Source organism: Pseudomonas sp. Z8(2022) (assembly GCF_025837155.1).
Taxonomy (GTDB): domain Bacteria; phylum Pseudomonadota; class Gammaproteobacteria; order Pseudomonadales; family Pseudomonadaceae; genus Aquipseudomonas.
The window spans coordinates 3,052,597-3,066,041 of the sequence record NZ_CP107549.1; the positions used below are offsets into that span (position 1 = coordinate 3,052,597).

14 protein-coding genes and 1 pseudogene are annotated in these 13,445 nt (G+C 63.6%); 4 read left to right on the plus strand and 11 right to left on the minus strand.

Annotation, left to right across the window (positions count from 1 at the left end; translation table 11 throughout):
• Nucleotides 1–104: 104 nt before the first annotated feature.
• From OEG79_RS14520 to dinG, 6 genes are all read right to left on the minus strand, one after another.
• Nucleotides 105–1,226, minus strand: a complete 1,122-nt coding sequence (locus OEG79_RS14520) for a sugar diacid recognition domain-containing protein (RefSeq protein ID WP_264145692.1) — start codon at nt 1,224–1,226, stop codon at nt 105–107.
• 95 nt (nt 1,227–1,321) lie between these two features.
• Nucleotides 1,322–1,837 carry a ProQ/FinO family protein gene (locus OEG79_RS14525; RefSeq protein WP_264145693.1) on the minus strand — a complete coding sequence of 172 codons (516 nt, stop codon included), beginning with the start codon at nt 1,835–1,837 and terminating at the stop codon, nt 1,322–1,324.
• 231 nt (nt 1,838–2,068) lie between these two features.
• On the minus strand, nt 2,069–2,716 hold the full coding sequence (pdxH, locus tag OEG79_RS14530) for a pyridoxamine 5'-phosphate oxidase (protein ID WP_264145694.1): 648 nt from the start codon (nt 2,714–2,716) through the stop codon (nt 2,069–2,071).
• 81 nt (nt 2,717–2,797) lie between these two features.
• Nucleotides 2,798–3,451 (minus strand): OmpA family protein, encoded by a 654-nt coding sequence (locus tag OEG79_RS14535; protein WP_264145695.1) that lies wholly within the window; start codon nt 3,449–3,451, stop codon nt 2,798–2,800.
• 81 nt (nt 3,452–3,532) lie between these two features.
• On the minus strand, nt 3,533–4,678 hold the full coding sequence (locus tag OEG79_RS14540; RefSeq protein ID WP_264145696.1) for a serine hydrolase domain-containing protein: 1,146 nt from the start codon (nt 4,676–4,678) through the stop codon (nt 3,533–3,535).
• 203 nt (nt 4,679–4,881) lie between these two features.
• Nucleotides 4,882–7,026 carry an ATP-dependent DNA helicase DinG gene (dinG, locus tag OEG79_RS14545; RefSeq protein ID WP_264145697.1) on the minus strand — a complete coding sequence of 715 codons (2,145 nt, stop codon included), beginning with the start codon at nt 7,024–7,026 and terminating at the stop codon, nt 4,882–4,884.
• A gap of 139 nt (nt 7,027–7,165) precedes the next feature.
• On the opposite strand from dinG, the gene OEG79_RS14550 reads away from it, so the two are divergent.
• Nucleotides 7,166–7,630: a DUF2269 family protein gene (locus OEG79_RS14550; RefSeq protein ID WP_264145698.1), complete on the plus strand. Its 465-nt coding sequence runs from the start codon at nt 7,166–7,168 to the stop codon at nt 7,628–7,630.
• Nucleotides 7,631–7,675: 45 nt separating this feature from the next.
• Here the strand turns inward: OEG79_RS14550 and OEG79_RS14555 are convergent, their stop codons facing one another.
• From OEG79_RS14555 to OEG79_RS14570, 4 genes and pseudogenes are all read right to left on the minus strand, one after another.
• Nucleotides 7,676–8,437 carry a collagen-like protein gene (locus OEG79_RS14555; protein WP_264145699.1) on the minus strand — a complete coding sequence of 254 codons (762 nt, stop codon included), beginning with the start codon at nt 8,435–8,437 and terminating at the stop codon, nt 7,676–7,678.
• On the minus strand, nt 8,430–8,735 hold the full coding sequence (locus OEG79_RS14560; RefSeq protein WP_264145700.1) for a DUF1145 domain-containing protein: 306 nt from the start codon (nt 8,733–8,735) through the stop codon (nt 8,430–8,432). Before OEG79_RS14560 ends, OEG79_RS14555 begins: the two co-directional genes overlap by 8 nt.
• A gap of 152 nt (nt 8,736–8,887) precedes the next feature.
• Nucleotides 8,888–9,613: an OmpA family protein gene (locus OEG79_RS14565; RefSeq protein ID WP_264145701.1), complete on the minus strand. Its 726-nt coding sequence runs from the start codon at nt 9,611–9,613 to the stop codon at nt 8,888–8,890.
• A 136-nt stretch (nt 9,614–9,749) separates the two neighbouring features.
• Nucleotides 9,750–10,103: pseudogene (locus OEG79_RS14570) on the minus strand (OmpA family protein); the annotation flags it as partial.
• Nucleotides 10,104–10,543: 440 nt separating this feature from the next.
• Between OEG79_RS14570 and OEG79_RS14575 the strand changes: the two are divergent.
• The 3 genes from OEG79_RS14575 (at nt 10,544) to OEG79_RS14585 (ending at nt 12,711) form a co-directional block, all read left to right on the plus strand.
• Nucleotides 10,544–11,041 carry a DUF6231 family protein gene (locus OEG79_RS14575; protein WP_264145702.1) on the plus strand — a complete coding sequence of 166 codons (498 nt, stop codon included), beginning with the start codon at nt 10,544–10,546 and terminating at the stop codon, nt 11,039–11,041.
• Nucleotides 11,042–11,045: 4 nt separating this feature from the next.
• Nucleotides 11,046–11,528 (plus strand): YchJ family protein, encoded by a 483-nt coding sequence (locus tag OEG79_RS14580; RefSeq protein WP_264145703.1) that lies wholly within the window; start codon nt 11,046–11,048, stop codon nt 11,526–11,528.
• A gap of 67 nt (nt 11,529–11,595) precedes the next feature.
• The gene (locus OEG79_RS14585; RefSeq protein ID WP_264145704.1) at nt 11,596–12,711 is read left to right on the plus strand and encodes a hypothetical protein; all 1,116 of its coding nucleotides are present in this window, start codon (nt 11,596–11,598) and stop codon (nt 12,709–12,711) included.
• A gap of 65 nt (nt 12,712–12,776) precedes the next feature.
• Here OEG79_RS14585 and OEG79_RS14590 read toward each other — a convergent pair whose 3' ends face one another.
• Nucleotides 12,777–13,340 (minus strand): hypothetical protein, encoded by a 564-nt coding sequence (locus OEG79_RS14590; RefSeq protein ID WP_264145705.1) that lies wholly within the window; start codon nt 13,338–13,340, stop codon nt 12,777–12,779.
• Between the last annotated feature and the right edge of the window lie 105 nt (nt 13,341–13,445).

Genomic DNA, 13,445 nt, shown 5'->3' on the forward strand with positions numbered 1-13,445 from the left:
GGCAGGCCATTGTGGCTCAGGCTCCGCCAGCAGACCCTGTGCGGCCGCACCAAAAGATAAGAGGCCCGAACGAGCCGTTTTGTTCAGGCGCACAACGCCGAGAATCAGGAATACTCGTCACCCTGCACATCCAGCAGGCCGAGTCCGAGCGATAACTGCAGGCGCTGCTCGAAGCTGTTGAGGTCGAGCCCGCTCAGTTCGCCGATGCGCTCCAGGCGATAACGCAGGGTGTTGCGGTGGATACCCAGCGCCCGGGCGCAACTCTGCACCTGACCGTCGTACGCGCACCAGGCCTCCAGGGTGGCACGCAGACTGCCTTGCACATCCTGGGCGAGCACCTGGCGTAGCGGCGCCAGCCAGCCCTGCAACAGCCAGCTGTGGCGCTGGGCATACAGCAGCGTCGGCAGACGCAGCTCTTGCAGATAGAGCAGACGACGCAGGGGAAAACGGGCCTGGCCGTAGGCCTGCAAATCACGCAGCACCAGGCTCGCCTGGCGTAGTTCGGCAAGATCGCCCAGCGGGTCACTCAGCGCCACAGAACCTATCCCCCAGTCACGCTCATCGGCCTGACTCAACCAGGCCTGATCGTCGCGGCTGATGCTGTAGGGCCGGCACCAGAGCAGCTCGTGACGCCCCAGCGGGGCCACCAGGTGTTCGCCCTTGCCACCGAGCGCAGCCAGCAGACGGGCCTGGCGCGGCAGCGGATCACCCTCTTCCGCCAGCCGCAGCAGACACATCTGCCTCGGCCAGCTCAGATTCAGTCCCAGACGCTCGGCTTCCGCCTCCAGGCCGGACAAGCTCTGTTGCGGGTCGAGCAGTTGGCGCAACCAGGCTTCCTGCTGATGCCGCTGCCAGTGCCGCTCGGCCTGCAGCACGCGGTGCTCGACCAGCATTTCTGCGGCCATGCGCACCAGTTCGGCATAGGGTCGTACCACTTCGGGATCGCCTGTAATGCCGAGTACGCCGATCAGTTGCTCGGCATGGCGCAACGGCAGGTTGACCCCGGGTTTGACACCACGCAGGCAGGCCGCGGCCTGGGCATCGATCTCCACGACGCGACGATTGGCCAGCACCAGCTGCGCGCCCTCATGGCGGGTATGCAGCCGACTGGGGTCGCCACTGCCGATGATCATGCCCTGCGCATCCATCACGTTGATGTTGTACGGCAGGATAGCCATGGCGCGGTCGACAATATGCTGCGCCAGGGTGGAGTCGAGTTCGAGCATCGGGAACGGCCTCGCGAATGAGGTCGCCATTGTAGGCCGTTGGACAGGCCAATGCGCTGGAGAGCCCGAGCAATCCTCGGGCTACTGCAGACGTTTCACTCGGCGCTTGGTTGCTCGACGCTGCCTACGGCCGTGTCATTCGCCGGCACTTTCGCCTTGGCCTGGTTACGCCGGGCTTCCATGCGATGCCGCCTGGCCTGCTGCCGGGCGTGCAACGCCTGCCCGGCCGTCACCACACCAACGGGTTGGCCTTGCAGGTCCAGACGCGGCGCGTTCTCGGTCATCGCAGACCAGTAGCGCCCGCCGCGACACCAGGCGGCAATACCCAGCTTGAGCTGCTCAAGGCTGATGCCGAGCAGCGATAGATGCTGCTCGGCATCCTTGAGGATGCCCTCTTTCAACGGCACCTTGGGCGCGGGGTTGACCGGGAAAGCCAGAGGGAAATGCTTCTGCAGCCGCCAGATCGCTTCGACAGCCGGATCCTGCTCGCGCGCCTTGGCTTTTTGCGGCGGCTTGGACTTGCGCTTTGGCGGCTTCGCGTTTTCGGTCTTTACCTGCTCTTTTTCAGCCCGCAGGCGGTCACGTAGCTCGGCTAGTTGTTCAAAACCCATTGTTCGATTCACAGCATCCCGGTTGATTCGTGGCGCAAGGGTATCTTATGTGCTGGTTTCGTACAGCCCTATTGCTAGCTGGCTTGCCCGACGGTTGTTAAGAGCAGGGGCCGCAAAGCTTGTTGCCGTGCGCCTTCCAGACAACGCAGGCATCCCGACACACCCTGCCAATCGCCGCTCAGAAGGCCTGGTGGAAGCCCGCGAACCGCTGTCCGCTATCTCCGCCAGAGATTAAGGCGCCAGCCGTTCGCGAATCCAGGCTTCGCCCTGCAGCCGATAGTTGAGGCGGTCATGCAGGCGGCTCGGCCGGCCCTGCCAGAACTCGATGCGGTCCGGCAGCAGGCGATAGCCGCCCCAATGTGGCGGGCAGTGCGGAGCCTGATTGAGGAAGCGCTTTTCGGTCTCCACCATCAGGTCTTCCAGCTCGGCGCGGTCCCGGATCACCCTGCTCTGCGGCGAGGCCCAGGCACCGATGCGGCTGCCCAGCGGGCGGACCTGGAAATAACCGTCGGATTCGGCAGCTGTGACGCGCTCCACGCGCCCTTCAATGCGCACCTGGCGCTCCAGGCTGGGCCAGAAGAAGGTCATGGCGGCAAACGGACAGGCCGCCAGCTGACGGCCCTTGGCGCTGTCGTAGTTGCTGAAGAAGGTGAAACCGCGTTCGTCGAGGCCCTTGAGCAGCAGGACACGACAGTGGGGGCGCCCCTGTTCGTCGACGGTGGCCAGGGTCATGGCGTTGGGTTCGACCGGCAGTTGCTCGGTCTTCACTGCGTCATCGAACCACTGACGAAACAGGGCAAAGGGATCCAGCGGCGCCTGGGCTTCGCTCAGACCGTCGCGGGTGTAGTCACGGCGCATATCGGCCAGGGTTTGGGTCATGGCAGTTCCTCAGAACAGGGCCGGAAACCAATCCGTCTGGTTACCGGCGCCTGCCCTCGCAATGTGGAAATGCCTGCAAGCTTACTCCGACTTGCCCACTTTTCCTTGATCTGCAGCAGCTACCTTGGGTGCGTCCTTGAGCTCCGCCTTGGCCGGCTGGCTGTACTTGGCGACCAGGCCCTGCATGGTGTCACGCGAAGTCAGGAGAATTTCCACACGGCGGTTCAGCGCACGACCGGCGGCGCTGTCATTGGCGGCACGCGGCATGTCGGACCCCAGGCCCATGACCTGCAGGCGGTTCTGCTTGAGGCCGCTCAGGCGGAAGATCGAGGTCACGGCGCGCGCGCGCTGCTGGCTCAGATCGCGGTTCAGCGCTGCATCGCCACTGCTATCGGCATGACCGAGAACCACCACCGCGATATCTTCATCGGCTTCCAGCAACTTGGCGACGCGGGTGATCGGACCCAGGCTGGCCGGCAAAAGCATATGCGGACGGTCCGGATTGAAGGAGCTCTGCACCGGAGCCGTCACCACCAGAAGATTTTCCCGACGCTCGAACTCGAACTGGCTGCCCTTGACCGCGTCGCGCAGTTTCGGCTCGTACTCGTCCAGCCAGGCGCGAGTGACCTGAGGCGGCGGCATGACGGCCGGTTTGGCGACTCCCTTCTTTTCCGAGCCGGCGCAACCTGCGATCAGCAGGCAGCAGGTAAAGGCAAAAATCTTGTTGGCACGCATGTAGCCCCCGAGGTCACACAGATCTAATGGTCGATTCGTTATGGTTGCAACTGAACGATTGGCGCGAGTTTAGCCGTTCAATCAGATACAGTCCGCAATCTGGCGCGCAAGTTTCTGCGCACGGGGGTCCATCAAGACGAACGGTCCTAGATTGTTGATCACAAAGCCGAATGCCACATCCCTTTCGGGGTCGGCAAAGCCGCTTGAGCCACCTGCACCAGGGTGGCCGAAGGCTTTTGCTCCCATGCCATAGGTGGCGTTGGCAACGTCGGCCTGATCGAGCATGCAGCCGAGGCCGAAACGCGTACGGGTCAGCAGGGTCCTGTCATCGCCGACGCTGTGCTCACGGGTCATCTCGTCGAGCAGATCACCATCGAGCAGGCTGCCATCGAGCAGACCGGCATAGAAACCCGCCAGGCTCCGCGCGTTGCCATGGCCGTTGGCGGCCGGCTGCTGCATGCGTCGCCATTCCGGTTTGTTGGTGCTGGTCATGATCGATGGCGGATTGGTGAACGAGCGCGTGCTCATGGCGCTGGCGTCGGTCATCATCACCTTGAGCAGGCGCTGCGCGGCAGCATCACCGAGATTGCCCTTGCCGCGGGCGATATGGGCGACGCGGTGAAATTCGCCATCGGCCAGGCCGACATGAAAATCCAGCCCCAGCGGCCTGGAGATGCGCGCCGCGATGCTGTCGCCCGGGCCGCGACCCTCGACCCGGCGGATCAGCTCGCCGATCAGCCAGCCGTAGGTGATCGGCGCGTAGCCATGGCCCTCGCCCAGCGGCCACCAGGGTTCTTCGGCCGCCAGCGCGCCAGTCATGGTCTGCCAGTCGTACAGTGCCTCGGCAGGCAGCATCTGACGTAAAGCCGGCAAGCCTGCCTGATGGCAGAGCAGATGACGCACGCTGATGCGCTCCTTGCCGGCAGCGGCGAACTCGGGCCAGTAGCGCGCCACGGGAGCGTCCAGATCGAGCTTGCCCTCGCCCACCAGTTGCAGGGCCACGACCGCCGCAAAGGGTTTGGTACAGGAGAACAGATTGGCGATGGTGTCGCTGTGCCAGGGCTGCTGGCCATCCTTGTCCATCACCCCGCCCCACAGGTCGACCACGGTTTCACCGCCGACCTTTACGCACAGGGCCGCGCCCCGCTCCTGCGCATCGTCGAACAGTGCGGCGAATGCATCTCTCACCGCTTCGAAGCGCAAGTCGAAATAGCCCTGAATCTGCACGCTGTTCTCCCGTTTCACTGCTTGGCCAAATGCGGCCGATGATAGTGGCCGCTTATCATGCAGTGTTCTTGAACCTCATGAAATAGCGCCCCGCCTGGCTCACCACACGGGAATCCTCATCGACGCGACCATTGGCACGGGTACCGGCCTGCACCTGCCGCCCGGGCTACAGCCTGGCGCAGCAGGGGCAGCGAACAGCAGCGTCAGTCGATCTGCCGCCGAAACGGCGGCAAGGCATTGAGGATGGCCTTGCCATAACGCTGGGTCACCACGCGCCGGTCCAGCAGGGTGATGGTGCCGCGGTCGGCCTCGGTACGCAGCAGACGGCCACAGGCCTGCACCAGGCGCAGAGAGGCGTCCGGCACGGCGATTTCCATGAAGGGGTTGCCGCCGCGAGCCTCGATCCACTCGGCCAGCGCCGCTTCCACCGGATCGTCCGGGACGGCAAAGGGAATCTTGGCGATCACCACATGCTCGCAATAGGCGCCGGGCAGGTCGACACCCTCGGCGAAACTGGCCAGGCCGAACAGCACGCTTTCCTCGCCCGAGTCGACACGCGCCTTGTGCTTGTTCAGGGTTTCCTGCTTGGACAGGCTGCCCTGGATGAACACCCGTTTGCGCCAGTCACGGTCGAGGCCATCGAATACGTCCTGCATCTGCTTGCGTGACGAGAACAGCACCAGCGAACCACGGCTGCCGGTCACCAGATCCGGCAGATCGCGGATGATCGCCGCGGTGTGCGCCGCAGCCTCACGCGGATCGGCCTTCAAGTCCGGCACTCGCAGCAGGCCTGCATCGGCGTGATGGAAGGGGCTCGGCACGATGGCGGTAACCGCCACCTTGGGCAGACCGGCGCGCATGCGGTAACGATCGAAGGTGCCCAGCGCGGTCAGTGTGGCGGAGGTCACCAGGCAGCCATGGGCGACGTTCCACAGGTTGCGGCGCAAGGTCTCGGCGGCCAGGATCGGGCTGGCATTGACCTCGATATCGAACAGCGCGCCGCTCTCGGCCAGGGTCAGCCAGCGCGCCATGGGCGGGCTCTCTTGCGGATCTTCGGCGGTGAAGGCCTGCCACAACTCCCAGTTGCCCTTGGCGCGTGCCATCAGGCTCCCGAATAGCGGATACCACTCCTCGGCCTGGTGACTGGCAATGCCCACGGCACCCTCGCCGTCCATTGCCTCCTTGAGGAGCTCGGTAACGCCGGTGAACAGATCGTTGAGCTTGGAGAAGCCCTTTTTCAGCTCCAGCCCGAGCTCGGTCAGATGTTCCGGCACCACGCCCCCGACGAAGCGATGGCGCGGCCGCTCGCGCCCTTCCATGTCCTCGCCGGCCTTGAAATCGGCGATCTCTTCACAGGCAGTGAACATGAACTGCTGCTGGGTCTTCAGTTCGCGTGCCAGCTCCGGCACCTGCTCGATCAGCCGGCCGAGATCGCCGGGCAGCGGATTCTGCGCTAGCAACTTGGTCAGGTTCTTGTCGATCTGGGTCAGCCAGTCAGCGGTCGAGCGCAGCCGGGTGAAGTGGGCGAAATGGCCGATCGCCTTGTCCGGCAGGTGGTGACCTTCGTCAAACACGTAGATGGTCTCGCGCGGGTCGGGCAGCACGGCGCCGCCGCCGAGCGCCAGGTCCGCCAGCACCATGTCGTGGTTGGTGACGATCACGTCGACCTTGCCCATGCCCTCGCGGGCCTTGTAGAAGGCGCACTGCTGGAAGTTCGGACAATGGCGGTTGGTGCACTGGCTGTGATCGGTGGTCAGTTGCGCCCAGCGGCTGTCTTCCAGCTCCTCCGGCCAGCTGTCGCGGTCGCCGTCCCATTTGTTGCCGGCGAGTTTCTCGATCATCGCGGTGAACAGCTTCTGGCCCTGCTCATCGACATCGATGCGAAAGCCTTCTTCCTCGAACAGTTGCGCGGTGGCGCTCTGCGCGGCTCCGTCCTGCAGCAGATGGTCGAGCTTGGACAGGCACAGGTAGCGACCACGGCCCTTGGCCAGGGCGAAGCTGAAGTTCAGCCCGCTGTTGCGCAGCAGATCCGGCAGATCCTTGTGCACAATCTGCTCCTGCAGCGCCACGGTGGCCGTGGCGATCACCAGGCGCTTGCCGGCGGCCTTGGCGGTGGGAATGGTGGCCAGACTGTAGGCCACCGTCTTGCCGGTACCGGTGCCCGCCTCCACCACCACCACAGCGGGGTCGCCGAGGCGCTTGCCCTCGTCGTCGCTCCGGATGGTTCCGAGCACCTTGGCGATCTCGGCGATCATCAGGCGCTGGCCGTAACGCGGCTTGAGCGACTTGGCCTCGAGAAAGCGCGAATAGGCGCCCTGGATCTGGGTCTTGAGTTCGGTACTGAGCATGGATTCTGAAACGAAAAAGGCTGGATAAATTTTCAGTATTCGCGGAGCGGCCGCTATCATAGCGCGCCAATCGATCCGGCGCAGACTCGCGTACCGATCGAACGCAATGAACTGCCAAACGGCCCGATGGAGACGCCACATGACACCCTACGCACCGCTCTATGCCTTACACCTGCTGGCCGCCGTGATCTGGGTCGGCGGCATGTTCTTCGCCTGGATGATCCTGCGCCCGACCGCGGTCGAAACGCTGGAGCCGCCCGCACGGCTGCGCCTGTGGCTCGGTGTGTTCAAGCGCTTCTTCGTCTGGGTCTGGCTGGCGGTAGTGGCCCTGCCGGTGACCGGCTTTGGCATGGTGCACATGAGCTACAGTGGCTTCGACGCAGCACCGCGCTACGTGCACATCATGATGGGGCTGTACCTGGTGATGCTTGCCCTGTTCCTGCGTATTCAGGCGCTGCAACTGCCGGAACTGCGGCGCGCCGTGGAGGCCGAAAACTGGCCGGCAGGCGGCGAAGTATTGGGGCGGATTCGCAAGGTAGTGGGCAGCAACCTGCTGATCGGCCTGGCACTGATCACGCTGGTGGCCATGCGTCCTTCATTCTGAGTGGACGGCCTTCGTCTGCTCCGGGCAAACGAAGGCCGCTGCGATCTAGAAGCGCAACACCTGCATGGCGCCACTGCGCCCCGCGGTCCCCTCACGTCCAGGCTGGCCAGGTTTGCCGTCCGGGGCACCCTCTACGCCGTAAAGCAGACAGCCCTTGGCTGCGCCGCCACGACCGGGCCGACCCGCCGAACCGGCTGCGCCGCCAGCGCCGCCATCGAGCAGCACCTGCAAGCGTTCGACCTCGACATAATGCGGCACTTCCAGCGTTACCTTGCCGCCGGCAGCCCCATCCTGGCCATCGGTGCCATCCTGCCCGTCGTAGCCCGCGCTGGCCTGGCCCCAAGTGCAACCGCCCGGCTGACCATGCGCACCATCAAGGCCGGCGTAGCCCGGTGTACCCTGACCACCTCGCACGTCCAGCGTCAACGACTCGAACGTCAGCTTGTGCAGCTTGAGGCTGATCTCACGCCCCGGCGTCGCTGGCCGGGTATAGGTACCGGCGGCGCCCTTGGCGCTGATCCAGGCACCGGCACCGATATCGGCGTCGGCGATTTCCAGACGCAGCGGCTGCTCGCTCGGCGCTACACCGATACGGGCCTCACGCCCCATCAGCAGCTCGCCGATACGTAACTCCGTGACCGTGGCGGGAATCATCAGGGTTGCCTGATCCGCCACTTCCAGGCGATCGAGCTGCAGGCTGCTGCTGGCAACGGGCAGACGCATCAGGGTATTGGAAGGCACCTGCACCTGGGTACCGGCCAGCGCGGTACCGGCACACAGACAAAGCAGCAGAGCGAGATTACGCATGTGCAGCCTCCCCGACGGACGCTGCAGCCGCACTATCAGGCTGTTGCACGACCTTCAGCGGATACAGGTGAAAAATGCCGAACAGCAATACCTGCACACGGTCCAGCCAGGGACTGGCGCGACCAGACAGAACGCTGGAGAACAGCCACAACTGCACGCCATGCAGTAGCGAAAGGAAGGCTGCGAGCACGTAGACAAGCTGCTCGAATGGCGCCCCCAGGCGTTTGGCCAGCGCCGCGCCGAACACCAGCCAGAAGACCAAGGCCAACGCCTTGCCCATGATCAACAATGCTTTCATCCCCGCCCTCGCACCTGGTTTTTCTAATAGCGCAGCACGTTAACCGGTCGCAGCGTGGACCACCAGAGTGGAAGACCATTTTCATGATTCAACGTATCACCACTGAAAAGGGCGCACCCCAGGCCGAATGGCCAGGGGCACGCCGCCCTGCGTCAACGGGAAACGTGCAACTCCACACGGCGATTCTGAGCGCGTCCGGCGTCGCTGCCATTGTCCGCCACGGGTTGACTCTCACCCCGCCCTTCGGTGCTGAGCTTGTCGGCAGGTACGCCCTGGGCAACCAGAAAGTCGGCAACACTGCGTGCACGGCGCTCGGACAGCCCCTGGTTGTAGGCATCAGAGCCAACGCTGTCGGTATGCCCGACCACCTTCACCGCGACCAGGCTGGCACCGGTCAGACGCGTACTGACATCGGCAAGCAGGCGCTGCGCATCGGCTGTCAGATCAGCAGAATCGAAGGCGAACAATACGTTGCCGAGATCGCTCAGGACGATGACCTCATTCTGCACCGGCGTCTCCATAACCGGCTCGGTCGCGACGCTGGCGGGGTACTGCGGTAACGGACAGCCGTTATGACCGACCGAGGTCCCGGCAGGCGTGCCGGGGCAGCGGTCACGACGGTCGAACACTCCGTCGCCATCCTCGTCGCCGTCCTGCGCATAGCAGATGATGGTGCCCAACAGAGCGCCGGCGACCGCGCCGCCTGCCGCCCAGGTAGAACTCTCGATTGCACCGAGGCCGCCACCGGCCAAGGCTCCAATCGCACTGCACAGGGGCCAGTTCCCCTGGTTGAGCGGCGCGTCTCCCGTACTGGAAGTCGTGGCACAACCCGAGAGAACACTGCTGACCAGGAGAAAGGGTAGAAGCTGGATTCTCATGGTGGTGTCTCCTGTGATACCGGCATGTTGCCGGTATCACAGGAGTAAAGACGGCGGCTGGAATTCACACAAGAAAAGGCCCGGCCGGTGAGAACCGGCCGGGCCTGCGTCGTTGATGCGGTAAGGCAGAAGCGCCTTACGGCTGAGCTTCGACCTCGGCCTCTACACGACGGTTGATTGCGCGACCCTCGGCAGTGGCGTTGTCGGCAACCGGACGGCTCTCGCCATAACCCACTGCCTGCACACGACCGGACTCGACACCGTACTGATTGACCAGAACGTCGCGAACGGCGCTGGCGCGGCGCTCGGACAGGCCCTGGTTGTAGGCATCGCTACCGACGGAGTCGGTGTGACCTTCAACCACGGTGCTGGTCTGCGGGTACTGTTTCATGAAGTCAGCCAGGGCCTTGATATCGCCATAGCTTTCCTGTTTGACCTGAGCCTTGTCGAAGTCGAACTTGACGTCCAGCTCGACGCGAACGGCCTCGGCCGGCTCGGCCACGGCGACTTCCTCGACCACGACTTCTTCGACAGCAGCAACCTGTTGCGCTTCGGCACCATGTACCCAGCAGTAAGCGGCGCCAAGACCGGCACCCAACAGTGCACCACCACCAGCCCAGCTGGAGCTTTCGATTGCCCCTAACGCTGCACCACCTACACCGCCTACCGCCGCGCAAGTGGGCCAGTCGGTTTTCTGCAGACCGGCGCAGCCGGTCAGCAAGGTACTAGCCAGAATCAGGGGGACTGCGTTCCTTGTGATACTCATAACTTTAGGTCTCCAATGTTCATCGGCCCATAACCGACTCGATAGTAGTAAAGACTGGAGTTGTTCAATCCGCCAGTTGTAAGAACTTCTGCGGATAATTTTCTATCACTCTAGGCCTGATACTGACGCCACGTTAGTCTTTGCAGACTTTTCGAGGAAGTTCGATGACCGCCAGCCTTAGCACCCGTACTCCACAGCAGGCAATTGCCGCACTGCTTGCCCGCTACACGCCCGAGAAACTGCTGTTGCTCGGTGCCAGCGAACTACCCGCAGTCAGCGCTTTTCGCAATGCCCACCCGCAGTGTCAGGTCACCACTGCACCTGCTGCTCCCCTGGCGCCGGAACTGGCCGCACAGCGCTTCGACCTGGCACTGCTGGTCGACTGCCTGGAGCACTTACCCAAGCGCGATGGTCTGCAACTACTGGGCGGTATCCGCAACCTCAACGCCAGCCGGGTCGCCGTATTGCTCGACCTCAAGGCGGGTGATTGGCAGGAAACCGACCTGTTCGCACTGGCCATGCAGGCCAGTGAGCAGTTCCAGCGCGAGGGACAGACCCTGCATCTGTTCACCTATGATCTGCTCGATTACAAGCAAGTTCCCGACTGGTTGAATGCAAAGTTCTGGGCCAATCCACAAAACTTCGGCAAATACTGGTGGTAACGAGATGAACCCACTTGATCCCCACTGCCCCTGTGGCAGCGGCAATCCGCTCAGCCAGTGTTGCGGCCACTACCACGCAGGCACACCCGCGCCCAGCGCGGAGTTGCTGATGCGCTCGCGTTACAGCGCCTATGTTCTGGGCCTGGTGGACTATCTGGTGGCCACGACCCTGCCCGCCCAGCAGCAGGCGCTCGACCGTGAAGCGATGGCCGTCTGGAGCGCACAAAGCACCTGGCTGGGGCTGGAAGTGGAAGGCAGTGAAGTCTTCGGCGGCAAACCCGAACATGCCCAGGTCAGCTTCGTCGCCCACTGGCATGACGAGCATGGCGAACATCGTCATCGCGAATGCTCCGCCTTCGTTCAGGTGGATGGACGCTGGTATTTCCTCGATCCGACCGTATCAATGAAGGTTGGGCGCAATGACCCCTGCCCCTGTCAGGGCGGGCAGAAGTTCAAGAAGTGCTGCGCGCCCCATCTGAAGGGCTGACTGGCGTCGGACGCACTTTCTGCTTGAGTTGAATCGTCCTTCGGGGACACTCGACAAGGAGAAAGCCATGCACAAGAAAAGTGGTATCGCTCTCGTTTTGGCCAGCCTGCTGACTGGTTGCGCCAGTCAGCCTGGAGGGCTGCAGGGAGAGGCACTGGATCTGGGGGACAGCCAGCGCGTCAGCCGTCTGTTTGCCTACCCCAACAACTGCAGCGTGATCTGCTACCGCGACTGGACGCTGGAGCAGACGGTGGAGCACTACCTGCAACAAAGTCTGACCCGCGACGGCTACCCGCAGGCCAGCGTACGCGTCAAGCGCGATGGGAAACGCGTACACGCTTACTTCGAAGGTGTACCTGCCGAGTACGCCAAGCCCCTGCGGCAATTGCTCGACACCGGCGATCTGGCCTATCAGGGCGCCAGCCAGCTCAACCGTGACGGCAAGTGGCAGTACAACTGGTACTTCTTCCTGCCACTGGGCATGGCCCTGGAGAACCGCAAGAGTGTCGAACTGCTGCATTTTCCGCCGGACTACTCGCTGACCCAGGCTCAGGACTACCTGCGCTCGAGCACCACCGATCGCTGGGCCGACCTGCTCAGCTACAACGGCATTGCGCCGGAGCAGACACCGGCCTACCAGACCATCGTCGACATCGCCCCCATTGCCGCCCCGGCCAGTGCCGGCAGCGCTCTGGAAGGCGTGTACGGTTATTTCAGCGACTACCAGCGGCGTATGGTCGCTGAGCTCAGCGCCAGCTCGGACGGTACCAGCCTGCCGATGGTGGCCTTCGGCAGCCCAGTGCGCAGCTGGATCAAGCAGCAGTACGGGGTGAACCTTTCCGTCCTGGGCCTGGGTCAGGTCGATGCGACATCCGAACGGCAGGTTGCCGTACTCGGCGCCAACCACCCCAGCTACATCTGGTATGCCGCCGACCCGGCCAACAACAATGGCAGCGAGGATGCCGCCAACGCGGCGGGGATCAAGGTCATGGGGCAGGATCTGAGCGCCGCCTGCTGGCAGGCCGGCATGGGCCGGCAACCAACGCGTGATGCGCAGCAACTGCTCAGCGCCTGCACCCAGAAATGGCAGATGACGGAAAAACTGCAAACCTGCGAGCTGTTCTTCACCAGCGTACGCCATCTCAAACCGGAGCAGGCGCAAGACAAATGCAAGGCGGGCTAACCGCACCCGATGCAACAACGCCGTGGCTACCTGCGTAGCTCACGGCGCAGCTTCCCTGCGCGCGGTCAGTCCTGCAGTTTCAGATGCGAGGTATCCGGCGCGGGAGCCGGAGGCGCTGCCTTCGCCTGGCCCATGTCGCTGCCCACCGGCGCCAGGCTGAACTGCGAAAGGTCGACCCGCGGCGCTTCGGCCTCGGGCCTGGCGTCCTGCAGATCACTGCCCACCGGGGCGATACCGAAATCCGGTGCATCCACCTCGCTGAAAGCAGCCATGTACTCATCACGCGGTGCGACCTGCAATCGCCCCGGGCTGGCCGCAACCGGCTTGGGCAAAGGGGCCGACGGAGCCGGTACCGGGTCGGCTGGCGGTGGGGGTGCCAGTTCGACCTCCTCGATCAGCATGTCCATATCGACAACCTCGACACGCGCACCGGCCCGCTCGAGGGTCGCACGGTATTTTTCTGCCGCAGCGGCGTCGAGGTTGTTCTTGATCACGATGCGACGCCCGGAGAACAACTGGGCGATACGCTGAGTATCGGCCTGGAACAACTTGGCCAGATTGGCCTTGACCAGCTCCGGCTGTGCCCCCGGCACCAGTTGCCCGGAGAAGGCGATCTCGTAGCGACTCATGGTCACACTCCTGTCCTATTCGCCGCTCAGTATGGCGCAGGTTCCCTCGCCCTGACACTGCAGGCTTCTCATCCATGCCATTGCGATCAACCAATATGCCGAGCC

What these genes read in the sequence shown, in the direction of transcription:
- OEG79_RS14520 (WP_264145692.1), bottom strand. Translation starts at nt 1,226, where the DNA reads ATGCTCGAACTCGACTCCACCCTGGCGCAGCATATTGTCGACCGCGCC.
- OEG79_RS14525 (WP_264145693.1), bottom strand. Translation starts at nt 1,837, where the DNA reads ATGGGTTTTGAACAACTAGCCGAGCTACGTGACCGCCTGCGGGCTGAA.
- pdxH (WP_264145694.1), bottom strand. Translation starts at nt 2,716, where the DNA reads ATGACCCAAACCCTGGCCGATATGCGCCGTGACTACACCCGCGACGGT.
- OEG79_RS14535 (WP_264145695.1), bottom strand. Translation starts at nt 3,451, where the DNA reads ATGCGTGCCAACAAGATTTTTGCCTTTACCTGCTGCCTGCTGATCGCA.
- dinG (WP_264145697.1), bottom strand. Translation starts at nt 7,026, where the DNA reads ATGCTCAGTACCGAACTCAAGACCCAGATCCAGGGCGCCTATTCGCGC.
- OEG79_RS14550 (WP_264145698.1), top strand. Translation starts at nt 7,166, where the DNA reads ATGACACCCTACGCACCGCTCTATGCCTTACACCTGCTGGCCGCCGTG.
- OEG79_RS14555 (WP_264145699.1), bottom strand. Translation starts at nt 8,437, where the DNA reads ATGCGTAATCTCGCTCTGCTGCTTTGTCTGTGTGCCGGTACCGCGCTG.
- OEG79_RS14560 (WP_264145700.1), bottom strand. Translation starts at nt 8,735, where the DNA reads ATGAAAGCATTGTTGATCATGGGCAAGGCGTTGGCCTTGGTCTTCTGG.
- OEG79_RS14565 (WP_264145701.1), bottom strand. Translation starts at nt 9,613, where the DNA reads ATGAGAATCCAGCTTCTACCCTTTCTCCTGGTCAGCAGTGTTCTCTCG.
- OEG79_RS14575 (WP_264145702.1), top strand. Translation starts at nt 10,544, where the DNA reads ATGACCGCCAGCCTTAGCACCCGTACTCCACAGCAGGCAATTGCCGCA.
- OEG79_RS14580 (WP_264145703.1), top strand. Translation starts at nt 11,046, where the DNA reads ATGAACCCACTTGATCCCCACTGCCCCTGTGGCAGCGGCAATCCGCTC.
- OEG79_RS14585 (WP_264145704.1), top strand. Translation starts at nt 11,596, where the DNA reads ATGCACAAGAAAAGTGGTATCGCTCTCGTTTTGGCCAGCCTGCTGACT.
- OEG79_RS14590 (WP_264145705.1), bottom strand. Translation starts at nt 13,340, where the DNA reads ATGAGTCGCTACGAGATCGCCTTCTCCGGGCAACTGGTGCCGGGGGCA.